Raw genomic sequence first — 24,144 nt, forward strand, 5'->3', positions numbered from 1 at the left:
TCGCGATCGCGACGGGCGTTACGTTTCCGAACGGTTTCGGGCGGGTGACACGGGCCTGGACCCCCGCGCGCGTGGCACGGCGCGGCGACGACGCTTAGCGTGGAACGATGAGCGCCCCCGCCTTCGACGCCCGCCCGCTCACCGACTCCATCGACCGACGCGCGATGCGTGCACACCTGCAGCAGATGCGCGCGCAGGGGCGCGGCGGTTCGGTCTGGGGTGCATCGACCGTGCAGGGCGTCATCGTCTTGATCGTGTTCGGTGTGTTCGCGCTGGGGGTCGTGGGGGTGTTCATCAGCACGGCCGTGGGCATCGCGTCCGCCATGGTCTCGACAGGGGTTTCCTCGGGCGCCCTCGTGCTGCTGCCGCTGGTCTTCGTCCTGGGTATCGCCTCGGTGATCGTGTTCGTCATCGTGCGGGTGCTGCGCGGCCGAGGCGAACGCGAGTACCGGCTCGACCGCTTCGCGTCCACGAACGCGATGTCCTACGTGTCCGCCCTGGCCGCGCCCGCGCTGCCGGGGATCATCTTCGGGGTCGGCAGCTCGCGTCACGCGAGCGATCTGGTCCGGGGTATGCGACCCCGGTTCGTGGAGTTCGCCAACTACCGGTACACGACCGGGTCGGGCAAGAACCGCACGACCCACCGCTGGGGCTATGTCGCCGTCCGCCTCGACACCCCGCTGCCGCATATCCTCCTGGATGCGACCGGCAACAACGGACTCTTCGGCTCGAATCTGCCGACGAGCTTCGACCGCGACCAGCGCCTGCGCCTGGAGGGCGATTTCGACCGCTATTTCTCGCTCTTCTGCCCTCGCGGCTACGAGCGCGACGCGCTGTACCTCTTCACTCCCGACATCATGGCCCGCTTCATCGATCACGCGGCCGAACTCGACGTCGAGATCGTCGACGACTGGCTGTTCCTCTACGCCAAGCGCGACCTCTCCACCCTCGACCCCGCGACGTGGGCGTGGCTGTTCTCGGTCGTCCGTGCACTGCTGGACAAGCTCGACCAGTGGTCACGGTGGCGCGACGATCGCCTCACCCCCGCGACCGCTGCGCCGGTCACGGCCGGACCCACGCCGGAGGGACCGGATGCTGCGGTCACAGCATCCGGTCCCTCGTTCCCGCTGCCGGCAGCTCAGCTGAGGCCGCCGCCCGGCGTGGCCCGCGAGGGCCGTCGGCTCACGCGTAGCGTCTCGTGGCTCTCGATCGCCGCCGTCGTGGTCGTCTTGGCGTTCTGGGTGTTCACGATCGTCCTCTGACCCGACGGGCGGGTCAGTCGGGACGCGCCACGGTCAGCACCTCCCCGAGCGGGCCGTTCTGCTCGAGGCGGACGATGCCCGGCACCGCCGACTCGTCTACGCGGGACGGGTCGGCCCAGTACCCGTGTGCGGGATTGCGGAAGAACGTCATCCACATGTCGCCGTACTCATCGGCGAACATGTTGTTGTGTCCTGCCGCGACGCCGGCGGTGTAACGCGCAGAATAGGGGCCCTCGAACGAGTCCGCCACCGCGACGATGGCGTCGTAGTTCTCGCGCACGCCCGTACCCGCCAGGTAGGTCGGCCCCGTCGCGGCGCTCGGCCGCCACGCCCAGGCCGCGTGCATCAGGTAGTACTTCTCGCCCACCTTGGTCACCGTCGCCCCCTCGAGATAGGGCTCGGGCGCGTACTTGCGCTGCGTGAAGGTCGGCAGATCCGTCGGCGTGACGAGGTTCTCCATATCCGGAGTCATCTCCGAGTAGAGGTCGTTGTGCAGCACCAGATAGGTCTTGTCGCCGTCATCGAAGAGCCCGCCGTCGATGTGGTAGTACTGCGGGTTCGCCGCGCGCACGGGCTCACCCAGCGGATGATCGATGTTCGCCTCGATGTTGCGATAGGGCCCTTCGGGTCCGCCTTCGCTGGCCAGGATGAACGACCCCGTGAGGGTGCTCTGGTCTCCCATGCAGGCGACGAGGTACCAGGTCCCGTCGATGTAGTGCAGCTCGGGAGCCCACGCGTTACCCGCCTTCGTGGCCGGATCGTCGGGATTCTTGTAGGCCTGCCAGTCGGTCACGACGGTGCGCCCCGGGGTGTTCTCCCCGATGAACTCCGGCGACCAGACTTTGCCCTTGGGCTGATCGGGACGGAGGCCCGTCGTGTCCACGAGGTCCCACGGTCCCTCCAGCGATCGCGCGATCCACACGTAGATGCCGTCGTTCCACGGGGCCGCCTTGTCGAGCCCTTCGGCCCGCGTCGTGCCCGTCGCGACGTAGAGGGTCTCGCCCTCGACCTCGAAGGTGTTGACGTAGGTGTCGCGCATCCACACCCGACCGAGCTCCTCGTCCTGCGGACGCAGTTCGAGATCCAGGAGCATCGAGTTGTCGTCGCGGGGCATCAATTCGCTGCGCCCGTCCGCCGCGCCATACGACATCGGGATCGGCCAGCTGGCCGGGAATGCGCGCGCATCCCCTCCCATGGCGTAGGTGCGCACGTAGTCGAACTCCGCCGTCGCTCCCGGGGCGTTCATCGACACCAGGCCGATACGCAGGTCACCCCGTGTGGCCATCGACCACACGCCGCCCCACTGCCAGTTCTCACCATCGGTGCTGGAGGCCATCCGTACGTCCCACTCGCCGTTGTCGGCGTCGAGCTGCGCGTACAGCCGCAGCCATGTCGTCTCGGCGGGCGCCGCCCCGAACATCGGACCGTTCGCGACCGCGGTGGGCGGTGTCGTCGTGGGTCGCTCCATCTCCTTTCCGAACTCCGTCTTGTGCAAGAACTCCCCCTTGCGATTGAGGGGCAGCACCGAGTGCATGAGCTTGAGGTATCGGTCATCGGTCTCGTACAGCACGATGCCCGCCTGCTGCGCCGCGCGGGTCGCATCGAAGGTGAGCTTCGTCTCGACGATGAAGTCCTCCCTCGGAGCGTCGCGCAGCAGCACCGGGGCGGTGTTGTTCGCGAGATGCAGTTCCGATCCCTGGGTGGGCCACACGAGCGACCCGTCCGTGACAGCGGGTGCCGACGCGGGGCGGCGCACCCAGCTCCACGCGTCGTCGCCCGCCTCGGGCGCTCCCTGCACGTCGAACTCGTCCGAGTAGTCCTCGAGGAGCCCGCCCGGCTGCGGATCGGCGACCCGCTCGGTCACCGGTTGGTGCAGGGCGGCGACGCTGATGTTGTCGGCGTCGGCGGCAGAACCCACGGCGACCGCACCCACGGTGCCGTGCGACGTCACCTGCTTCGGCACGTCGAGAGAGACCTCGGCCAGCGCATCGCGCAGGTTGTCTGCCGACACTTCGGCGTGAAGCCGGTCGCCGCGCCACTCGATGACGACGGTGTGCCAGGTCTCGTACGAGAATCCGGCGGGCAGCGGTGCCGATCCCTCCGTCACACGGCTGCCGTGCACCGCCTCGAGCCGCAGCTCTCCGGCGGCGCGATCAATCCACGCCGTCACGCCGTTGACCCCCCGTTCGCCGGCCACGAGCCCGACGGCTCCGGAGTCGCCCGCGGCGAGACGCAGGTCGGCCTGCACGCGCTGGTCGCCGCGGACCTGGGTCGTGCTCGAGAGCGAGGTGGATGCTGTCTTGCCGGGCTTGCCCGGACCTCCGGGCCTGGTGCCCGTCGCTTCGGCGAGGCGCGCGTGGGCGCCGGCGTCCACGTCATCCGCCAGCTCGACCTGACCCGAGCGTTTCCAGCCGTCCAGCCCGTCGGCGAACGACGTGCCGACCTGACCCGAGGTCACCGGGGCGGGCTCCGCACCGTTCGAGGGACCGGCGCCGGCGCGGACGACGGGCCAACCGTCGATCCAATCGAGCCTGTCGATCATGAGCGGGCGCTTGGAGAGCGTGAGCCGGCCGTTGCGGGTGTCGACCGGTGCGAAGTCCGGGTCGTCGGTGGGGATCGCGTGGTAGACGAGCCAGTCCTGTCCCGACAGGTCGGTCTGGATCGCGTTGTGGCCGGGACCGGCGAATCCGTTGCCGTTCGAGGTGAGCACGAAGCCGGCCTTCGACGAGAGCGCCATGAGATCGATGCCCTCGTCGTCGACGAAGGGTCCGGTCGGGCTGTCGCCGCGCCCGACCTTGACCGTGTAGCCACTGAAGGCTCCGTCGCAGCATCCCGCGTCGGAGTACATCAGGTAGTAGTAGCCGTCGCGGCGCACCACGAAGCCGCCCTCCATACGCCTGCCCTGGGCGATCTGGGTGACCTCGCCCTCGAGCGCGGTGGCGTCGGCATTCATCTTCGACACGCAGATGACGTCATAACTACCCCAGTAGAAGTAGTGGGTGCCGTCGGTGTCGGTGAACATCGCCTGATCGATGTTTCCCGTGGGGCACCCCGCGACGGGAGCGCCGCCCACGAGCAGACCGCGATCGGTCCACGGCCCGACGGGCGTCTGCGCCGTCAGCAGTGCCACGCCTCCGTTGGAGAGGGAGTAGGTGAGGTGGTAGAGGCCGTCGATGTACCGGATGTCGGGTGCCCACGGGCGCGTGTTCGCTGCCCAGTACCCCGGTAGGGCGGCGTCGGCGGGGTAGACATCGCCCGCGTAGTCCCACGACACCATGTCGTCGGAGCGGAGGACGGGCAGGATGTGCTCGCCGGTCTCACCCTGGGACTGGAAGATCGGGTTCGTCGTCCCGTACGCGTACCACGACCCGTCTTTGCCGCGGATCACGGCCGGGTCGGGAAATGTGTCGACCGTGCCCGCGCTGACGGGGTTGGTGTAGGTCGAGCCGGCGCTCGCCGGGGGCTCGGGTGGCGCCGGTGTCGCAGGCGGTGGGGCGGCCGCCGCGGGCAGGCTCGAACCGATCAGCAATGCCGCCGCGAATGCGGCGATCATCGGGGGACGAACGGATCTCCATCGCATCGAAGTGCGTCTCCTTCTCCATCGAAGCGTCGCGCGCACGCACGACGACGACACATGCGGGGCATGCGTCGCGAACAGCGACGAGCGCCCGATGCGCCCGTCCTGCATCGACGCTTCCGATCATCCGAGAGTGGCCGGCGCGTCGTTCGTTCCATCAAAGGGAGAAGGGATTTTTCCGTCAAGAGTCCGACGGAAAGGAGTTTTTGTCGCGAGTCGACCGTGATCACTCGGACGGCATGAGGGCCAGATCCTCGAGCTCGTGCTCGGTGAGCATCCGCGAGCGGATGAGGAACCGCATCCCGGTCGGCCCTTCGACACTGAAGCCCGCACCCCGACCCGGTACGACGTCGATGGTCAGGTGCGTGTACTTCCAGTACTCGAACTGCGACACCGACATGTACACCTCGATCGGATCGTCCACGCCGGCGTCGATCGTGCCGAGCAGCACGTCCGAGGGTCCCGTGACGAACATGCCGACGGGGTAGCACATGGGGGCACTGCCGTCGCAGCACCCACCCGACTGGTGGAACATCAGCGGCCCGTGCTGGGCGGTCAACTCCCGAAGCAGGGATGCTGCCGCCGCGGTCACCGCGACGCGTTCGGTCATGGAGGTCCTCCTTCGTGGGTTCGGGGGCGGGTGCCCGGGGGAAAGAGGCACCCGCCCCGGGGCGTCGGTTCAGAAGAAGCCCATGGGCCCTTCGGCGTACGACACGAGCAGGTTCTTGGTCTGCTGGTAGTGATCGAGCATCTTGAGGTGGTTCTCCCGTCCGATGCCCGACTGCTTGTACCCGCCGAACGCCGCGTGCGCCGGGTACTGGTGGTACGTGTTCGTCCACACGCGCCCGGCCTCGAGGCCGCGTCCGGCGCGATATGCGGTGTCGCCGTTGCGACTCCAGACGCCCGCGCCGAGGCCGTACAGGGTGTCGTTGGCGATCGACATGGCGTCGTCGAATCCGTCGAAGGAGGTGACCGAGACCACCGGCCCGAAGATCTCCTCCTGGAAGATGCGCATGTCGTTCGTTCCCTCGAACACGGTGGGGGCCACGTAATACCCCTCGGCCAGATCGCCGCCGAGGTCCACCCGCTCGCCGCCGGTCAGTAGCTTCGCGCCGCCCTCCGTGCCGATCTGGATGTACGAGAGGATCTTCTCGAGCTGGTCGTTCGATGCCTGGGCACCGATCATCGTCGCGGGGTCGAGCGGATTGCCCTGCACGATCTTGCCGACCCGCTCGAGCGCGTCGCCGAGGAATCCGTCGTAGATGGAGCGCTGGATGAGCGCCCGCGACGGACACGTGCAGACCTCGCCCTGGTTGAGCGCGAAGAACGTGAAACCCTCGAGCGCCTTGTCGTAATAGTCGTCCTTGGCCCGTGCGACATCCTCGAAGAAGACGTTCGCGCTCTTGCCGCCGAGCTCGAGGGTCACGGGGATGAGGTTCTGCGACGCGTACTGCATGATCAGGCGACCGGTGGTCGTCTCGCCCGTGAAGGCGACCTTGCGGATGCGCTTGTGCTGCGCGAGAGGCGCGCCCGCCTCGATCCCGAACCCGTTGACGATGTTCACGACACCCGCCGGCAGCAGGTCGCCGATGATGTCGAAGAGGAACAGCAGGGATGCCGGGGTCTGCTCGGCAGGCTTCAGCACGACGCAGTTGCCGGCGGCGAGGGCGGGGGCGAGCTTCCACGTCGCCATGAGGATGGGGAAGTTCCACGGGATGATCTGACCGACCACACCGAGCGGCTCGTGGAAGTGGTAGGCCACGGTGTCCTCGTCGAGCTGGCTGAGCGAGCCCTCCTGCGCCCGCAGCACGCCGGCGAAGTAGCGGAAGTGATCGACCGCGAGGGGGATGTCGGCGGCCAGTGTCTCGCGGATCGGCTTGCCGTTCTCCCAGGTCTCGGCGACGGCGATCTTCTCGAGGTTCGCCTCGATGCGGTCGGCGATCTTGTTGAGGATGTTGGCGCGCTCGGCGGGACTCGTCTTGCCCCATGACGCGAACGCCTTCCAGGCGACATCCACCGCTCGATCGATGTCTTCGGCGGTGCCGCGCCCCACTTCGCAGAACGGCTTGCCGGTGACCGGGGAGATGTTCTCGAAGTACTCGCCCTTGACGGGGTCGACGAACTCCCCACCGATGTAGTGGCCGTAGCGGGAGCGGTACTCGGCGAGCGCCCCGCGCTGGCCGGGGGCGGCGTAGACGCTCGAGACGCCCTCTTCGACGATGGTCATGTCTGTCTCCTTCGACGTGTCATGAGTGCCCGGCGTGCCCGCCGGGACGTGTGCGTCGACGCTAGGCCGCGCGACGTTGCATCGGGTTGCGAGGCCGTGCCCCGGCATCCATTGCTGTCGGTATCACGCCGCTGAAGCGGCCCGGCTCACGCCTCGAGGCGAGTGAGCCGGGCGACCAGTCCGGCACGTCGCGGAGAGCGCTGCGGCAGCAGACTCAGGCACAGTCGCAGCACCTCGACGTCTTCAGCGGCATCCTCGGTGTCGGCGTATCCGAGCAGCACCTCGGCGCTCGCCTCGGCCATAAGAGCCTCGCGCAGCGCGAGACGCGCGCCCTCGCGCACCTCCTCGACACCCGGTGCCACCGAGTCCGGCAGCACGGCGCCGCGATAGGCGGCGAGCGCCACACGGTGGGCCCCGCGATCCAGCAACGACAGCACGTGCTGCGCGTCGGTCTCGAGCTCGGCGGCGAGGCGATACGGGCGGGATGCCGGCACGAGGTGCGGTGCGGTGCGCTCCAGGACCTTGCGCAGCCGCACCATCTCGGCGCGCAGTGTCTCGGGGGCGGCATCCGGTCCGTAGACCAGCTCGGCGAGGGTCTCGGCGGAAAGACCCTGGCGATGGGTCGCTAGCACGAGCAGGATCTCGGCATGCCGGGCAGTGAGCTCGATGACGGTGTCGCCGCCCTCGGTCGCGACCTCGAGCAGCGCCCGATCACGTCCCAGCACGCGCAACATCGATCGCATCGCTCGAGTTGACGGCCGCGACCGCGCGCGGGCGGGGGACGGCCGCTCCGCACGCGCCCGCAGCCGTGCGACGAGCAACTCGCCCTCCACCGCCCGGGCCGTGGCATCCACGAGCAGCTGTGCTTGCGGGGTCACGGCGCTCGCGCCGCCCGTCACATCGATGACGCCGACGATGCGCCGGGTCTCGGGGTCGTGCACGGGGGCGGCGGTACAGCTCCAGGGCTGGACCAGCCGGTTGTAGTGCTCCGCGCCGCGGATCTGCACGGAGCGATCCAGGGTGAGCGCGGTGCCGGGTGCCGCCGTCCCGACGGCCGCCTCCGACCAGTTGGCACCGGCGACGAATCCCATCTCACCCGTGAGTGCGCGCACGTGGCGGTCGCCCTCGACCCACAGCAGCCGTCCGGCCGCGTCGCCGACAGCGACGGCGACACCGGCGTCGGCAGCGTCGCCGGGAAGCAGCAGCGCGCGGATCATCTCGAGCACCCCGGCGAGCGGGTGCGTTCGCCGGTACTCCTCGAGGTCGGCCGCGGACAGGTCGAGCGGAGGGGGCGCCTCGGCACCGACGAGCACCGCGAGCGATCGTCGCCAGGACTCGCGCACGAGGGGGCGCACGTCGAGGAGTCGCGGATCGGTGGGATTGCCCTGCACGAACTCGTCGTGGGCGCGCTCGATGAGCAGGCGTGAGGTCTCGGGCGAGACATCCCGGCGCGGTGACCAGGGCGACGTCATGAGGCTCCGATCGTCATCGGTGGAGCGCGTGCGCGTGTGCGACCAGTGTAGGTCGCACACGGAGTCCGGGGCCCGGTCGAGGTTCGCCCCGATGACGCTCCCGCGCGCCCCACCCGTCCCGCCGTCGCTGCGACCCGATCGCATCGTCGCCGCGACCCGATCGTCGCCCGGCCCCGACCCCGCCGTTGGGGCGTCAGAATCACCGTGGGGCGTGCTGCTCCGCGCCCCAACGTAGCCCCAACGCCCCAACGCAGACGGCACCGCGCGTCAGACGGCCCCGGCGCGCGCGACCGAGCATGCGGGATGCTGCCCCGCCGCCGCCACGCGAAGGCTCAGCCCTGCTCGGCCCACCAGTCGCGCAGACGCCTTTCGGCCTCGGCCTCATCGAGCACACCCTCGTCGAGCCGCAGATCGAGCAGGAAGCGATAGGCACGACCCACGTCGGGACCGGGACGAAGACCCAGCACCTCCTGGATGCGGTTGCCATCCAGGGCAGGTCGCATCGCGTCGAGCTGCTCCTGCTCGGCGAGGTCGGCGATGCGGCGCTCGATGTCGTCGTAGGCCGCGCGCAGACGCGCGGCCTTGCGGGCGTTGCGCGTCGTGACGTCGGCGCGGGTGAGGATGTGCAGGCGCTCGAGCTGGGCTCCGGCATCCCGCACGTACCGTCGCACGGCCGAATCGGTCCACGCTCCCTCGGCATAGCCGAAGAAGCGCAGGTGCTGGTCGATCAGCTGCGTCACGGCCCCGATCGTGTCGGTGTCGAAGCGCAGAGCCTGCAGCCGTTTGCGCGCGAGCCGGGCCCCCACGGCGTCGTGGTGGTGGAAGGTCACGCCCCCGCGCGGTTCGAGCTTGCGGGTCGCGGGCTTGCCGATGTCGTGCAGCAGCGCCGCGAGCCGCAGTGCGACGTCGGGCGCCTCGCCCGGGCGCCGTTCGCGCTCGAGCGCGATCGCCTGACGCAGCACCGTGAGCGAGTGCTCGTAGACGTCCTTGTGGTGGTGGTGTTCGTCGACCTCGAGCCGCAGCGACGGCACTTCGGGAAGGAACTGCTCGGCCAACCCCGTGTCGACGAGAAGCCGCAGCCCCGGATCGGGATCATCGCACTGCAGCAGCCGCACGAGCTCACCCTGGATGCGCTCGGGGCTGACGATCGACAGACTCTCGCGCAGTGCGCCCATGGCCTCGGCGACCGAGGCGTCGACGCTGAAGCCGAGCTGCGCGGCGAAACGCGCCGCCCGCAGCATGCGCAGCGGGTCGTCGCCGAAACTGACCGCGGGCTCGGTCGGTGTGCGGAGCACCCCAGCGAGAAGGTCTTCGACGCCGCCCGTGGGATCGATCAGCTGGGGACCGGGCACGCGCAGAGCCATCGCGTTGACCGTGAAGTCGCGTCGCACGAGGTCGCCCTCGAGGGTGTCGCCGAACTTCACGAGCGGCTTGCGCGTCTCGCCGTCGTACGCATCGGCGCGGTATGTCGTGATCTCGACCTGCTCGCCGCGCACCCGCGCGCCGATCGTTCCGAACGCGCGACCGACGTCCCACTGTGCCGTGCTCAGGGGGGTGACGATGCGCAGGATGTCGTCGGGCAACGCGTTCGTCGTGAAGTCGAGATCGTTGGTGACGCGGCCGAGCAGGGCATCGCGCACGGGTCCGCCGACGACGGCCAGCTCGAATCCCGCGTCGGCGAAGGCGTCCGCCAGCTTCGCGACGATGGGGGACGCCGCCAGCTCACCGAGACGGCCGAGGCCCTCGGCCATGCTCACCATGCCCCCAGCCTACCGACGAGCACTCACCCGCCCGCGCCCTCGGCGTCGGCGAGCTCCAGCATCCCGTCGTCGATCAGGCCGCGCACCCTCGGCAGCAGATCGGCGCGCAGCATCCCCGCCTCGACCTCGAGCAGGTCGGCGACCGCGTCGATCAACGTGCCCAGCGGCAGGTCGCCGTCGCATGCGCCGACCACTCCCGCGAGCGCCGGATCGACCGAGAGCGTGCGCCCGAATCCGCCGCCCTGGCGCAGCTCGATGACACTCGGGTCAGGTGCCCCCGGCACCAGATGGCGGGCCTCGGTGACGTCGGGCGCGACCCGCAGGGTGGATGCCGCCAGTCCGGCATCGTCGAGCACGACCTGTCGGTCGTGCGCCTCGAGACACGCGGCGAGATGTGCCCCCAGCGAACCCTCGGACACCGCGGTCGCGACACGTTCGTAGCGGGCGAGCGCCGGCATCCCGGGCCTGCGCCGCCGGAGCAGCACGTAGCCGAAGCCCACCTCACGCACGCCGCGGTGGGCGAAGTCATCGAGCCACGCGCCGAGCAGCTCGTCGTAGGCGTCCGAGCCTGCGACGGTGCCGCCGTCGCGGATCCAGAGCTCGGCGTAGGCGATCGGATCGAGGCGCTCGCGTTCGATGACCCACGCGTCGAGCGGGACGCCGCTCGCCTGCACCCACGCCCGCACGCGCTCGAGTCCGTCGCCATGGGACCCGTCGCGGTACTCCCAGTTGCCGAGCAGCTGCGCCGTGCCGCCTTCGACGAGGTGCGCACCCGCACCGCGCACGAAGGCCTCGACGAGCGCGTCTCCGACCAGCCCCCCGTCGCGGTACTCGTACGCGGGCACACCCTCCCGCCGCGGTGTGATGACGAACGGCGGGTTCGACACGATGCGATCGAACACCTCGCCGGCGACGGGCGCGAACAGGCTCCCGGCGCGCGTGTCGATTCCTGAGATCCCGTTGATCAGCGCGTTCATCCGGGTGAAGCGCAGCGCACCCTCCGAGATGTCGGTCGCGACGACCAGGTCGGCGACCCGGCGAGCGCGCAGGGCCTGGATGCCGCATCCCGTCCCCACATCGAGCACCCGTGCCGCGGGGGTCGGCAGCTGGAGTCCCGCGAGGGTCATCGACGCGCCGCCGACGCCGAGCACATGATCCTCCGGCAGCGGCCCACGCAGGACGCTCTCGTCGAGGTCGCTGGCCACCCACCACTCGCCCGCGCCCTGATCGTCGACATAGGCCTGCGGACGCACCGATGCCAGCGGGTGCACGAGCCCGTCGTCGCCCTGCGCCGTGAGTCCCAGGGCGTGCAGCCCTGCGACTCGGGTGCGGGGCAGGGCTGCGTCGACGTCGTCTCGGGAAACGGGCTCACCGAGGCAGAACAGGCGCGCGAGCGTCGCGGCGGGCCCCTGCGATCCGGCGAGCGCGCGGCGTGCGGGCAGGTTGCGGCCGCGGCCCCATGCCTCGTCGGCGGCGACGCCCCACAGTCCCCGCAGGCGCGCGGCGGTGTATGAAGCTTCGGCGAGGTCGGCGGCGAGCGCTGCGCAGCGCGTCGGGTCGGGCACGGGGATCACCCCCCCATTCAACCCCGCGGTGCGTGAGCGCGCAGGACCGAGCCGCGCCGTGCCGCACTCCCGGGTCGTTCAGAGGTTGCGCCGTAGACTCGAACGCAGCGTGCGGTGCCCATCGCGCGACCCCTCACCCCCGGACCCACCGTGACGCAAACCCGCATAGGTTCCGGCGTGCGGCACGATCCCTCGCGCTCGGCCGTTGCGCCGCCCACCGCGCCGACCCTGCGTGCGCTCGCGCGGCGTGTATTCGTCGCGATGCTGGCGGCCCTCCTGCTGGTGCTGGCCCTGCCGGCCGGGTCGGCGGCCGCGCTCGCACCCCCGCTGCAGGCGACGCCATCCCCGAGCCCCGAAACCGCCGATCCCACTCTCACTCTCGTGCCCCTCTCCCGCGGCATCGTGCAGCAGGGACAGCCGCTCGCCGCATCGATCGTCGTCGACAATCCGAGCGATGAGTCCCTGCCCGAAGCGTCGGCGACCGTCGAACTCGCCGACGCGCCGGTCGCCTCGACCGAGGCCCTCGATGTCTGGCTGACCTCGGGCGTCCTCGAGGGCGGCACCCAGGTGATCGACCGCCCGGTGCTGCCCGCTGTCGAGGCCGGAGACAGTGCCGCCGCCGCGGTATCGCTCGCAGCCGACTCGCCCCTGTGGCAGGGTCGCGCGCCCGGCGTGTATCCGTTGCGCGCGACCTATCCCGGCGGCCTGGTCTCGCGAAGCGTCATCGTGCTGCAGGATCCCGCCGCCACACCCGCTGCGGCCTCCATCGGGGTGATCGTCCCGATCACGGTCGACCCGCGCTCGCAGGGGCTCCTCACCGCCGACGAGCTCACCGAGCTGACCTCCACCGAAGGCCGACTGACCGCCCTGGTCGACGGGGTCAGCGGCACCTCCGCCATCCTCGCGGTCGACCCCGCGATCCTCGCCTCGATCCGCGCGCTGGGCACCTCGGCCCCCGCGAGCGCACGGGAGTGGATGCTGCGCCTCGACGCCCTTCCCAACCCGCGCTTCGCCCTGCAGTTCGGCGACGCCGACCTGTCCGTGCAGGCCGACGCGGGCCTGACCGAACCGCTCGAACCGACCAGCCTCGACTATGCGGTCGACGCCGACGACTTCGCCGCCGACGACCCCGATCAGGACGAAGGCTCCGGCCTGCCGGACGTGTCGCCCAGCCCGACCCCGTCGCCGACGGCGTCCCCCGGCGAGCAGAACCCGGTCGAGCTGCCCGATTTCGACGAGCTGACGACGGTGAGCGGGGCGCAGGCGTCGGTCGGCTGGCCCGCGGAGGGAGAGGCTTCAGCAGAGACGGTCGCGACCATCGCGGCATGGATGTCGTCGCAGGAGGGGGCGGCAGCATCCGCCACTCTGCTCTCGTCGGGTGCCGTCGCGCGTGCGTCCGTACAGGCGGGCGGGCAGACGGCCGACGGAGCCCGGACCCTCGTGTACGAGCAGCCGGCTTCGGCGGCGCTGCGTGACGCGGTGCAGACCGGCGACGTTCCGCGCGCCGCGCCCCTGGCCGCCCTGACCGCTCACCTGGCGCTGCTGACCGCCGACGCGACCGGTCCCGTGCTGCTGACCACGGGCCGCCTCGACAGTCTCAGCGGCACGTCACTGCAGGGCGCGCTCGCCGCGGTCGCGGGATCCCCCGGTGTCGCCCCCGCCTCGCTCGACGACCTGCTGCAGGCCGGTCCGGCCGACGTGACCCCCACCGGCACGCCGAACGCCGAGGGCGTCGCGGCCCTGCAGAACCTGCTGTCGACCGAACAGCGCCTCGACGAGTTCTCGATCATCATCGACGACCCCGCGCTGATGACGGCGCCCGAGCGCACGGCGATCCTGCAGCTCATCGGCGCCGCGTGGCCGGGCGACCCCGAGTCGTGGCGGCAGGCGCTCTCCGCGCACGGGGAGCAGTCCGAGGCGACCCTGACCGCCGTGTCCATCCCGCAGCCCAGCACGATCCAGCTGATCACCCCCGAGGCGCCCCTGCGCTTCTACGTGCAGAACGATCTGCCGTGGGCGGTCACCGTCGACCTGCAGGCCGTTCCCGACAATCTGCGGCTCGAGGTCGAGCGCACCACCTCGGTGCGGTCGCAGCCGGGGGTCAACACCACCGTGCAGGTGCCCGTCCGCGCTCGCGTCGGCAGCGGCGAGGTGCTGATCGAGCTGCGGCTCGAGAGTGCGTCGGGGCAGCAGATCGGACCGACCAGGTACGCCGAGGTGCAGGTGCGCGCCGACTGGGAGGGCATCGGCGTGGTCGTGCTCAGCACGCTCGTCGTGCTGCTGCTCGGTGCGGGCCTCGTGCGCACGGTGCTGCGTCGCCGCCGCGCCCGGCGCACGGCACGCAACGACTCGGGACCGGCGCAGGAGAGCGCATCCGAGCCGGCGAACGACGACCCGCATGCCGGAGACCCGCCCCGTGGCTAGCCTCGGCCGCGCGAGCGCGATCCTCGGCGCGGGCACCCTCGTCTCACGGATCACCGGCCTCGTGCGCTCGGTCGTGCTCGTGGCCGCCCTCGGATCGGTGGGGTCCGGTGTCGCGGACGCCTTCGCGATCGCGAACCAGCTGCCCAACAACATCTATGCGATCATCTCGACCGGCATCCTGACGGGCGTGATCGTGCCCCAGATCGTCCGCGCCGCGAAGCACGCCGACGGCGGCGGCGCCTTCATCTCCAAGCTGCTGACGCTCGGCACCGTCGTGCTCGTCGTCGTCACCGGAGGGGCGACCCTCGCCGCCCCCCTCCTCGTGCAGCTGTTCGCGACCTTCCGAGGCGACCAGCTCGCCCTCGCGATCGCCTTCGCCTACTGGTGCATCCCGCAGCTGTTCTTCTACGGTCTGTACGCCCTCGTCGGCGAGACACTCAACGCGCGGCGCGTCTTCGGTCCGTACACATGGGCGCCGATCGTCAACAACGTCGTCTCGATCGCCGGATTCGGCGCCTTCATCGCGCTGTTCGGCCCGCACCAGACCGCGGTCGAGATCTGGACCCCCGCGATGATCACCCTCATGGGCGGCACCGCCACACTCGGCATCGCCGCACAGGCACTCCTGCTGCTGTTCTTCTGGCGACGTGCCGGCGTCCGCGTTCGACCGGACTTCGCCTGGCGCGGCATGGGCCTGCGGCACATGGGACGGCTCGCCTGGTGGACGTTCCTCATGGTCGTCGTCGGCCAGATCGCCGGCCTCGTGCAGACCCGCATCGTGACCGAGGCCTCCGAGGCGGGGGCATCGATCGCGGCAATGAACTACGCCTGGTTCATCTTCATCCTCCCCTACTCCGTCATCGCCGTCTCGATCGGCACCCCCTACTTCACCCAGCTCAGCGAGCACGCGGCCGCGGGGCGCGACGACGACGTGCGCGCCGACCTCGGGGCCAGCGTCACGAGCCTGAGCTTCTTCATGGTGGGCGCGCTCGCGGCGCTGGCTGCAGCATCCCTGCCCGTCTCGCGCATCTTCACCGAGTCGGCGGCCGATGCGGTGCCCTTCGCCCAGGTGCTCGGCGCGTACCTCGTCGGGTTGATCCCGCTGTCGATCCTGTACATCGTGCAGCGCACGTTCTACGCCTACAACGACACGATCAGGCCTTTCCTGTTCACGCTCGTGCAGGCCGTGCTGGTCATCGCCACCGCGCTGATCGCGGGCGCGATCCTTCCTCTCGAACGCCTGGCGGCGGGCATCGCGCTCGGGCAGTCCCTCGCGGGTGTCGTGCAGCTCGCCGTGGCGGTGTGGCTGCTGCGACGGCGCCTCGGGCGCCTCGGCATGGCCGGATCGCTGCGCGCGCTCGTGCGGTTCGGCATCGCGGCGATACCCGCCGCCCTCGCCGGGTGGGGCGTCTTCGTCTGGGCGGGCGGCCTGCAGGGGTGGATGCTGGAGTCCCTGTGGACGGGCGTCGCCGGCACCGCGGTGATCGGGTCCGTCTCCCTGCTGGTCTACGTCGGCGCGCTCGCGCTGCTGCGCGCACCGGAGCTCGCCGTGCTGGGTTCGGTGGTCCGTCGTCTGCGGCGATAGTGAGGGCACCTGAACGGCGCGTGAACCTCTTTCGCAGGCTGGAAGCAGCCGGGGCCGGGGAATGCGCGCGGGATACGATGTGTTCCACGCTCTGGATGCCACCGCTCCAGGACGACTGCAAGGGAGAGCACACGTGCGTCAGGTCATCATCATCGGCTCCGGGCCCGCCGGTTACACCGCGGCGATCTACGCGGCCCGCGCCAATCTCGAGCCGCTCGTCGTGGCGAGCTCGGTCGAGGCCGGCGGCGAGCTGATGAACACCACCGAGGTCGAGAACTTCCCCGGGTTCCCCGAGGGCATTCAAGGCCCCGAGCTCATGGAGAAGATGCAGAAGCAGGCCGAGCGTTTCGGCGCCGAAGTGCTCTACGACGACGTCGTCGAACTCGACGTCGAGGGCCCGGTCAAGCGCGTCGTGCTGGGCAGCGGCGCCACTCACGAGGCATCGTCGATCATCTTCGCCACGGGCTCCGCCTACCGCAAGCTCGGTCTCGAGGGCGAGGATCGCCTGTCCGGCCACGGTGTGTCGTGGTGCGCGACCTGCGACGGCTTCTTCTTCCGTGACCGCGTCATCGCGGTCGTCGGCGGCGGAGACTCGGCGATGGAGGAGGCGACGTTCCTGACCAAGTTCGCCTCGAAGGTCTACATCATCCACCGCAAAGACACCCTGCGCGCCTCCAAGATCATGCAGGAGCGGGCATTCGCAAACGACAAGATCGAGTTCGTCTGGAACAGCGAGGTCGCCGACGTCCTCGGCGAGGCCGCGGTAACGGGAGTCACCCTCCGCTCCACCGTCGACGGATCGACCCGCGACCTCGCGATCGACGGGCTGTTCGTCGCGATCGGCAACGACCCGCGCACCCACCTCGTGCACGACAAGCTCGAACTCACCCCCGAGGGCACCATCCGCGTCGACGGACGCTCCTCGCGCACGTCGGCTCCGGGCGTCTTCGCCGCGGGCGATGTCATCGACCCCACGTACCGCCAGGCTGCCACCGCCGCCGCAAGCGGCACGGTCGCGGCCCTCGACGCCGAGCACTACCTGGCCGCCCTCGCGCAGCTGACCGACGCCGGCGGAGGCCAGGCAGCTGCCTGAGCGGAACAACCCGACGCCTGCGGGCGTTGACGCCAGGGAAACCCCTAGACAAGGAGACACCATGACCGCCAAGGCCACCACCTCGAACTCGTGGGAGCAGGATGTGCTTCAGGCCGAGGGGCCCGTCCTCGTCGACTTCTGGGCTGAGTGGTGCGGCCCCTGCCGCATGGTCTCGCCCATCCTCGACGAGATCCAGTCCGAGCACCCCGACAAGATCACGATCCTGAAGCTCAACGTCGACGAGAATCCCGACCTGGCCATGAAGTACCAGATCACCTCGATCCCGGCCATGAAGGTCTTCCAGGGCGGCGAGGTCAAGCAGACGATCATCGGCGCCAAGCCGAAGTTCGCGCTCGAGCAGGATCTGGCCGCGTTCATCGGCTGAGATCTCACATATTCATCGATGAAGGCCCGACTCCGGCGTGGGGATCGGGCCTTCATCGTTCGTCGCTTCGGTGCGCGGGTCATCCCTCGCTGTAGGCGGACTCCCCGATCTCGGACAGGATGCGGTTCAGATCCTGAACGCTCGCGAAATCTATGATTACCTGGCCTTTTCGTGATGTCAGGGAAATCTTCACGCGTGTGTTGAAGCGGTCGCCCAGCCGCTCGGCGACGTCGTCGAGATGGCCTCGGCGCGCGCCGGCCTGCGGCTTCGGCAGGCGCCGGCCCCCCGCATCCCGCCCCTTCGCGACGGCCTCCGCCGCACGCACCGAAAGATCTTCGTTGACGATCTTGTCGGCCAGTCGCTGCATGGCGTCGCCGTCGTCGAGCGACAGGATCGCCCGCGCGTGCCCCGCCGAGAGCACACCGGCCGCCACCCGCTGCTGGACCGGCACGGGCAGCCGCAACAGGCGGATGGTGTTGCTGATCTGAGGACGTGAGCGGCCGATGCGACTGGCCAGCTCTTCTTGCGTGATTCCGAAGTCCGCAAGAAGCTGCTCGTAGGCCGACGCCTCTTCGAGCGGGTTGAGTTGGGAACGATGCAGGTTCTCGAGCAGGGCATCTCGCAGCAGATGCTCGTCCTGCGTGTCGCGGACGACAGCGGGGATGCTGTCGAGGCCAGCCTCGCGCGCGGCGCGCGTGCGCCGCTCTCCCATGATCAGTTCGTAGGTGCCGGTCTCCTCGCTGCGCGGGCGCACGACGACGGGCTGCAGCACGCCGAACTCGCGCACGCTGTGGACGAGTTCGGCGAGATCGTCGGGGTCGAAATTGGAGCGAGGCTGCCGGGGATTGGGAACGATGTCGTGCGGGTCGACGTGGACGAGTCGTGCGCCGGGCACCTCGACGAGGATCTCACCCCCGGGTGTGTCCGAATCGGAGTCGAGGGTGTCGTGCGAGTCCCGGGTGGCGGGCGCGGAGGCCGGACCATCGAGCACCGACCCGGTCTCCTCGGGCGTCGACGTCGGAGCGCCTTCATCCGACGACGCAATGACCGCAGTGCGCTTGCTTCCGGGGAAGAACACATCCACGGGCCGCGACTCGGCATCGCTCGTCGGGATCAGAGCTCCGATACCCCTGCCCAACCCGGTCCTCTTCGCGGCCATCAGCGTGCTCCTTCGTGGTTCACGGCGTCTCGCGGCGAATCGGCCGCTCCGCGCCGGGTGATTTCGACCGCGGCTTCGCGGTAGGCGACGGCTCCCGCAGACCCTCCGTCGTAGGCGACGACCGTCTGCCCGAAGCTCGGCGCCTCAGACACGCGGACCGAGCGCGGAATGACAGTCCGGAGAACCTGGTCTGCGAAGTGCTCGCGCACCTCGTCTGCGACCTGTTGCGCGAGTCGAGTGCGTCCGTCGTACATGGTCAAGAGAATCGTCGACACGTGCAGCGGCGGGTTGAGGTGCTTCTGGATCATGCGCACGCTTCCGAGAAGCTGACTGAGTCCCTCGAGGGCGTAGTACTCGCACTGGATCGGAATGAACACCTCATCGGCCGCGGTGAACGCGTTGATGGTCAGCAACCCGAGTGAGGGTGGGCAGTCGATGAGCACGAAGTGAACCGGCTCTTCGCTGGCCGCGAGGTAATCGTCGAGTGCTGTGCGCAGCCGATGCTCACGGGCGACCTGCGACACAAGCTCGATCTCGGCGCCCGCAAGGTGGATCGTGCTCGGCGCACACAGCAGATTCGGGGATTCCGGGCTCACCTGCACGATGTCACTCAGCGGAAATTCGTCGATGAGCACGTCGTACACACTCGGGATGTCGGCCGTGTGCGGCACGCCGAGCGCCGTCGACGCATTGCCCTGAGGATCCAGGTCAATGACGAGCACTCGTGCGCCGATGGCGGCCAGGGCGGCCGCGATGTTCACCGCAGTTGTGGTCTTCCCAACCCCACCCTTCTGGTTCGAGACCGTCATGACGCGGGTTTTCGTGGGGAGTTCGACGGTGACAGCAGCAAGGGCACGCTTGCGGGCACTCAGATCGGCCAGTTCGCGGGCAAGAGGGGTGTCATCGACGAGAGAGGCGGATGCGGGGGCATTCGCGTGCTCGGATTGTTCCACGTGAAACGCTCCACAACTCATTCGGGGACACTCCACTCTAATCGTCCTCGGGCGTGCACCCCGTGCATTGCTGACGGCGGCGTGCGCGGCAGACATCCGCGTTCGTCATCCCGTTTGGCTCGAGACGTTGCCCGTCTCGAGTTTCACGTGAAACGGCACGTAGAGGGACCGCCCGGTGCCCATAGGTCAGGCCCGCGCGTGGGACCATCTCCCCTGTATCACAGCGAGGAGATGACGGGCACGTTTCCGCTACCCCCGACAACGTGCGCCTGGACCAAGGCGCTGGTCCGCGTTGTCCTGTTTCACGTGAAACGACAGCGTCATGCACGACCAGCCGAGCGTCGGTCGTTTCACGTGAAACTCACCACACTGCCCACGAAAGCGTCACCTGGACCCACATGCCTGTCGAGTTTCACGTGAAACGGTTGCATCGCTGACCAAGATTCGTCTGGATCGCGCACGCCTGACACTTCGCGTCAAAAGTTCCGCGTACCGCGGATATTTTCCGTATGTTCCCCCGACTGGGGGATCGTCGTCGGCGCTCACACACACGACGTCGGGAACACCGTTCACCAGCTCCCTCGTGTCGGCGCTCAGCGCGCCGTTCATCCGGCTTCGCCGCGCCGGGCCGGCTCCAATCTCGTACTCGGACTCCGGTGTGATCCCTCTCCACGTGAGATCCGTCTCGGCTCACGAGGACACGCCTCCGCCACTATCTACCGGACCGATCCACGCACCCCCTGCTCAGCAGAGGGGGATTGCCGAGCAAAGGTCTGTCTTCGGCGCTCACAACCTCCGCTCGGCAGACTCCCTCTCCTCGGAAGAGCGGCCCTGCGCCGATGCCTCACCCCGCCGGCAGCCGGGACCCGCACATCGCGCGCCTCTATTGCGCGGCCCACGCCCATGACGTCTGCTCGATCTGGGCTCACCCCGCCGAGTCCGCCCGCCACTGCCTGGACAACCTCGGCCCGCCACAGCTCGGGAGACTTCTCGCCGCACAACCCGGCAAGCTCTGCCCAGTAGAGGGAGATCGACCGGCAGAGGTCCATGTCCGGCATTCACGCACTCCGTCTCGCGTTGCGCCAGCCGAGCATGCACGGGACGACGCGCGTGGTGTTTCACGTGAAACGCCCACCGGCGCCCCGGCTCTGCGCGCACGAACCGGGTTCGCGAACGAGAAGTGATCAGCGCCCGACGAACGCCCGCACCACACGAGTGGGTTCGGTGATGACACCTTCGCCCACAACCTCCACACGGACATCGCGCAATCCGAAACGTCTAATCTGCTTCGCCGCGGTCTCGATCTCCGCCGGGGCGGTAGCGCCTTTCAGCAGCACCATCTCACCACCCGGACGAAGGAGGGGGGCCGTGAGTGGGATCAGTGTGCGCAGCGCCGATACGGCGCGAGCGGTGACTTGATCGAAAAGCGGCTCGGGGTGATGGTCCTCGGCCCGAGCACGCACGACGGTGACGTTGGAGAGCGCGAGACGGTCGACCTGCTCATTCAGCCACATCACGCGCCTCTCCATGGGCTCGATCAGAACCCAGTCGACGTCAGGGCGCGCGATGGCCAGCACAATGCCGGGCAGTCCGGCACCCGAGCCGACATCACCGACCGTGTTCCCGGCGCCGAACAACGGGGCGATGACGGCGCTGTTCAGGATGTGGCGGGTCCACAGACGCGGGAGCTCGAGGGGTCCGATGAGTCCTCGCTGTTCACCCTCATCGGCGAGCGCGCGCGTGAAGTTCCGGGCAGCGTCGACGCGGTCAGCGAAGAGGACCGCGGCTTCGGCCGGCTCCGGCTCGTAGTCGGTCACAGATGTTCCACGTGAAACGTCAGCCGCGACGAATCACGGTGTGACGTTCCGCGCCCTCGCCATACGACTCCGACACGAATCCCCGCTCGGCGACGATGTCGTGGACGAGCTTGCGTTCGTAGCTCGACATCGGCGGCAGAGATGCCTGGCTCGCTCCCTCGTCGATCTTCTCGATCGCGCGGGCGACAAGAGCCTCGAGTTCACTCTGACGGGTGTCGCGTGAGCCTCCCACATCGAGGATCAGCCGCGAGAAACGACCCGTCTTGTTCTGCACGGCGAGCCGGGTGAGCTCCTGAAGCGCACGAACGGTCTCGGGATCCGCCAGAGGCTTCAGCGCGTCGGCTCGACCCTCGGATGCCTCGACAGAGACATACGCGCGTCCGGCGCGCACGTCCAACTCGATGTCACCGTCGAGGTCGGCGATGTCGAGCAGTTCCTCGATGTAGTCGGCGGCGACGTCGCCTTCTTCCTCGAGGAGGGCGACGGACGTCTCCTCACCCGGGGGGACGGTCTCATCGAACACGTCTGATGTGGTCGTCATGGCGTGGATCCTCTCGGGGGTCAGGCGCGGGGCTTGGCGGGTCCGGCGGACGGCGGACTGTCAGCCGGGGGAGTGGATCCGGCATCCGGATCCGCCGACGCTCCGCTCGCCGACGTCGGGCGCGTGTGCTGTGACTGCTTCTTCGCCCGCTGCTTGCTCATGGGCTGCTGGCGCTTGGGCGCCGCCGCCTTCGCCTTCTCGGCCTCGGCGAGCAGGCGCTCTTGCTCGGCACGGTACTTTTCCATCGGCACGACCTTGCCCGAGGAATCGATCGCCTTGCCCTTGCGCGCGAGTCGTTCCTCTCGGGCCTTCGCCGCATCGGACCCGGGTGTGGGCATCTCGCGGATGACCACGAACTGCTGCACCATCGTCCAGATGTTGGAGGTGAACCAGTAGATGACAACACCCAGCGGGAAGAACACACCCGAGAAGATGAAGGCCAGCGGCAGGATGTAGAGCATGATCTTCTGCATCTGGTACGCCTGGCCGGTCTTGGCCTCGGGCGACAGATTCTTCGAGATGATCTGCAGCTGGGTGAAGAACTGCGACACGATCATGAGGGCGACGAGGACGATCAGGATGATGATCGCGACGGTGTTGCCGGTCTCGAACGCGTTGATCAGTGTCTCGTGCAGTGACGCGACTCCGAACAGCCGGGCGTCGTAGAACTCCTGCGTGAGCTCGTTGTCGAGCAGACCCACACCGCTGAACGTCGGGTCGTCGCCGATGCGCTGCACGTCGTTGAGCACCGAGAACAGCGCGAAGAAGATCGGCATCTGCACGAGCAGAGGCAGGCAGCTCGACACGGGCGTCGTGCCGTGCTTCTTGTACAGGGCCATCGTCTCGCGACTCATCGCCTCCCGCGAGAGCTGGTCGCGCTTCCCCTTGTACTTCTCCTGAACTTTTCGCAGCTCAGGAGCAATTTCCATCATCTTTCGCTGGCTCTTGATCTGCCGCACGAAGAGCGGGATCAACGCCGCGCGCACGACGATCACGAGACCCACGATCGAGAGAACCCAGGTGATGCCCTCGGCCGCAGGCAGCCCCATCGCGGTGAACAGCCAGTGCCAGGCGACGAGCACGAGCTCGACCGCCCACTTCAGCGGCCAGAGGATGATTCCGATCAGATCCGGCACGGATCAGTCCTTTCTCAGGGAAGAGGGCACGACGAAGCCCCGGGGGGTCAGGTCGTTTCCGACGTTCTCGCGCACGGGCACGTCATCGATGCCGCCCTGCGCCCACGGATGGCACCGCGCGAGGCGGGATGCCGCCATCAGGCTGCCGCGGAGCACTCCGTACTGCTGCACCGCTCCCACCGCATAAGCCGAGCAGGTCGGGTAGTACTTGCAGACATCGCCGTAGAGGGGCGACACCGTCGCTCGGTAGACGATGAGTGCGGCGATCGCGGTGTTGCGGGGCACCAGGCAGGCTGCACGCCAGGCGTGTCCGGCATCCAGATACCCGTGCCCCGTCATGGCTGTGGGCAGCGGAGCGCTCATACTCGGCTCCTCCTCACACAGCGGGTGACCTCGGCGTTCAGCGTCGAGAAGTCCGCGCCCGCCGCTCCCGGCAGGGCACGGATGACGATGTCACGACCCGGGGGAACGTCATCGACGAGCCGCGCGCACGCGGCCTTGAGACGGCGACGCACCGTGTTGCGCACGACGGCATTGCCGACGCTCTTCGCGACGATGAAACCGAAACGCACGTCTTCGCCCGATCGGACGGCGACGTGGGTGACCGTATGGGCTCCGGCACAACGAGTGCCCCTGCGGACGACGTGTCTGTAGTCGTCGCCGCGGGTGAGGCGATGAGCCCGGGCCAGCACCGCGGTTCTGGTGTTACGCCGAGAGCTCGACGCGACCCTTGCCGCGGCGAGCGGAAAGGATCGCGCGGCCGGCACGCGTGCGCATGCGGGCGCGGAAGCCGTGCTTCTTGGCGCGGCGGCGGTTGTTGGGCTGGAAGGTGCGCTTGCTCATAGTGTCACTCCGGGAGACGAGTCACCGGGACGTGGGCGACCGGAGACGTTCAGGGCGGGAGATGGATGCCGCGAGGGCATAAGTCAACTTCCTAAGGGTACGCCCTCATCCCCGAGCCCACAAACCGGGAGGCGGAACGCGACATTATCCCGAGGTCCGAGTTCCGATCCTGGCAATGACACGCCGGCGCGTCCTACAGTGGATTTTGCTCCGCGAGCGCGCGTGGCTAGCGTGATCCGCGGCAGTTATCCACAGGTTCGGCGACGGCATTCGCGCGGCCGCCCGGGGAGCCGTCCACAACAATCCACATTTCGCCCACAAGGCGATCCACACCCGGGGGGGGCC

Annotated in this window: 19 protein-coding genes; 5 read left to right on the plus strand and 14 right to left on the minus strand. The window is 69.0% G+C overall.

Annotated features, from left to right (window positions below; translation table 11 throughout):
- Positions 1 to 107 precede the first annotated feature (107 nt).
- Positions 108 to 1,262 (plus strand): hypothetical protein, encoded by a 1,155-nt coding sequence (locus AB2L57_RS17665; protein ID WP_409047738.1) that lies wholly within the window; start codon positions 108 to 110, stop codon positions 1,260 to 1,262.
- A gap of 13 nt (positions 1,263 to 1,275) precedes the next feature.
- Here the strand turns inward: AB2L57_RS17665 and AB2L57_RS17670 are convergent, their stop codons facing one another.
- From AB2L57_RS17670 to AB2L57_RS17695, 6 genes are all read right to left on the minus strand, one after another.
- Positions 1,276 to 4,815 (minus strand): family 43 glycosylhydrolase, encoded by a 3,540-nt coding sequence (locus AB2L57_RS17670; protein ID WP_409047739.1) that lies wholly within the window; start codon positions 4,813 to 4,815, stop codon positions 1,276 to 1,278.
- A 250-nt stretch (positions 4,816 to 5,065) separates the two neighbouring features.
- Positions 5,066 to 5,449: a DUF779 domain-containing protein gene (locus tag AB2L57_RS17675; protein WP_409047740.1), complete on the minus strand. Its 384-nt coding sequence runs from the start codon at positions 5,447 to 5,449 to the stop codon at positions 5,066 to 5,068.
- A gap of 69 nt (positions 5,450 to 5,518) precedes the next feature.
- Positions 5,519 to 7,066, minus strand: coding sequence for an aldehyde dehydrogenase family protein (locus AB2L57_RS17680; protein ID WP_292812590.1), 1,548 nt, complete (start codon positions 7,064 to 7,066; stop codon positions 5,519 to 5,521).
- Between the two features lie 146 nt (positions 7,067 to 7,212).
- Positions 7,213 to 8,538 carry a GAF domain-containing protein gene (locus tag AB2L57_RS17685; RefSeq protein ID WP_409047741.1) on the minus strand — a complete coding sequence of 442 codons (1,326 nt, stop codon included), beginning with the start codon at positions 8,536 to 8,538 and terminating at the stop codon, positions 7,213 to 7,215.
- A 332-nt stretch (positions 8,539 to 8,870) separates the two neighbouring features.
- Entirely contained in the window at positions 8,871 to 10,298 is a 1,428-nt protein-coding gene (locus AB2L57_RS17690) for a CCA tRNA nucleotidyltransferase (RefSeq protein WP_292812582.1), read from the minus strand.
- 23 nt (positions 10,299 to 10,321) lie between these two features.
- The gene (locus AB2L57_RS17695; protein WP_409047742.1) at positions 10,322 to 11,872 is read right to left on the minus strand and encodes a methyltransferase; all 1,551 of its coding nucleotides are present in this window, start codon (positions 11,870 to 11,872) and stop codon (positions 10,322 to 10,324) included.
- Positions 11,873 to 12,040: 168 nt separating this feature from the next.
- Between AB2L57_RS17695 and AB2L57_RS17700 the strand changes: the two genes are divergently transcribed.
- The 4 genes from AB2L57_RS17700 to trxA all read left to right on the plus strand — a co-directional run bounded on the left by AB2L57_RS17700 (position 12,041) and on the right by trxA (position 17,350).
- A complete protein-coding gene (locus AB2L57_RS17700; RefSeq protein ID WP_409047743.1) occupies positions 12,041 to 14,287 on the plus strand; it encodes a DUF6049 family protein in 2,247 nt (748 codons plus the stop codon).
- Positions 14,280 to 15,872, plus strand: a complete 1,593-nt coding sequence (murJ, locus tag AB2L57_RS17705) for a murein biosynthesis integral membrane protein MurJ (RefSeq protein WP_292812575.1) — start codon at positions 14,280 to 14,282, stop codon at positions 15,870 to 15,872. Before AB2L57_RS17700 ends, murJ begins: the two co-directional genes overlap by 8 nt.
- Before the next feature lie 133 nt (positions 15,873 to 16,005).
- Positions 16,006 to 16,965: a thioredoxin-disulfide reductase gene (gene trxB / locus AB2L57_RS17710; RefSeq protein ID WP_409047744.1), complete on the plus strand. Its 960-nt coding sequence runs from the start codon at positions 16,006 to 16,008 to the stop codon at positions 16,963 to 16,965.
- Between the two features lie 61 nt (positions 16,966 to 17,026).
- Positions 17,027 to 17,350 (plus strand): thioredoxin, encoded by a 324-nt coding sequence (gene trxA, locus AB2L57_RS17715; RefSeq protein ID WP_292812570.1) that lies wholly within the window; start codon positions 17,027 to 17,029, stop codon positions 17,348 to 17,350.
- A gap of 79 nt (positions 17,351 to 17,429) precedes the next feature.
- On the opposite strand, the gene AB2L57_RS17720 is transcribed toward trxA, so the two are convergent.
- The 8 genes from AB2L57_RS17720 to rpmH form a co-directional block, all read right to left on the minus strand.
- A complete protein-coding gene (locus tag AB2L57_RS17720; RefSeq protein ID WP_409047745.1) occupies positions 17,430 to 18,509 on the minus strand; it encodes a ParB/RepB/Spo0J family partition protein in 1,080 nt (359 codons plus the stop codon).
- A complete protein-coding gene (locus AB2L57_RS17725) occupies positions 18,509 to 19,483 on the minus strand; it encodes a ParA family protein (RefSeq protein WP_409048652.1) in 975 nt (324 codons plus the stop codon). The genes AB2L57_RS17720 and AB2L57_RS17725 overlap by 1 nt, the downstream gene beginning before the upstream one ends.
- A gap of 1,163 nt (positions 19,484 to 20,646) precedes the next feature.
- The gene (gene rsmG / locus AB2L57_RS17730) at positions 20,647 to 21,279 is read right to left on the minus strand and encodes a 16S rRNA (guanine(527)-N(7))-methyltransferase RsmG (protein WP_292814369.1); all 633 of its coding nucleotides are present in this window, start codon (positions 21,277 to 21,279) and stop codon (positions 20,647 to 20,649) included.
- A 19-nt stretch (positions 21,280 to 21,298) separates the two neighbouring features.
- Entirely contained in the window at positions 21,299 to 21,820 is a 522-nt protein-coding gene (locus AB2L57_RS17735; protein ID WP_409047746.1) for a protein jag, read from the minus strand.
- Positions 21,821 to 21,840: 20 nt separating this feature from the next.
- Positions 21,841 to 22,956 carry a membrane protein insertase YidC gene (gene yidC / locus AB2L57_RS17740; RefSeq protein ID WP_292814364.1) on the minus strand — a complete coding sequence of 372 codons (1,116 nt, stop codon included), beginning with the start codon at positions 22,954 to 22,956 and terminating at the stop codon, positions 21,841 to 21,843.
- 3 nt (positions 22,957 to 22,959) lie between these two features.
- Complete coding sequence (gene yidD / locus AB2L57_RS17745) at positions 22,960 to 23,319, minus strand: membrane protein insertion efficiency factor YidD (protein ID WP_409047747.1); 360 nt, start codon at positions 23,317 to 23,319, stop codon at positions 22,960 to 22,962.
- Positions 23,316 to 23,723: a ribonuclease P protein component gene (gene rnpA / locus AB2L57_RS17750; RefSeq protein ID WP_409047748.1), complete on the minus strand. Its 408-nt coding sequence runs from the start codon at positions 23,721 to 23,723 to the stop codon at positions 23,316 to 23,318. Before rnpA ends, yidD begins: the two co-directional genes overlap by 4 nt.
- Positions 23,662 to 23,799 carry a 50S ribosomal protein L34 gene (gene rpmH / locus AB2L57_RS17755; RefSeq protein WP_045257399.1) on the minus strand — a complete coding sequence of 46 codons (138 nt, stop codon included), beginning with the start codon at positions 23,797 to 23,799 and terminating at the stop codon, positions 23,662 to 23,664. Before rpmH ends, rnpA begins: the two co-directional genes overlap by 62 nt.
- Positions 23,800 to 24,144 lie beyond the last annotated feature (345 nt).

The sequence above is a fragment of the Microbacterium sp. HA-8 genome, assembly GCF_046111165.1.
Taxonomy (GTDB): Bacteria; Actinomycetota; Actinomycetes; order Actinomycetales; family Microbacteriaceae; genus Microbacterium.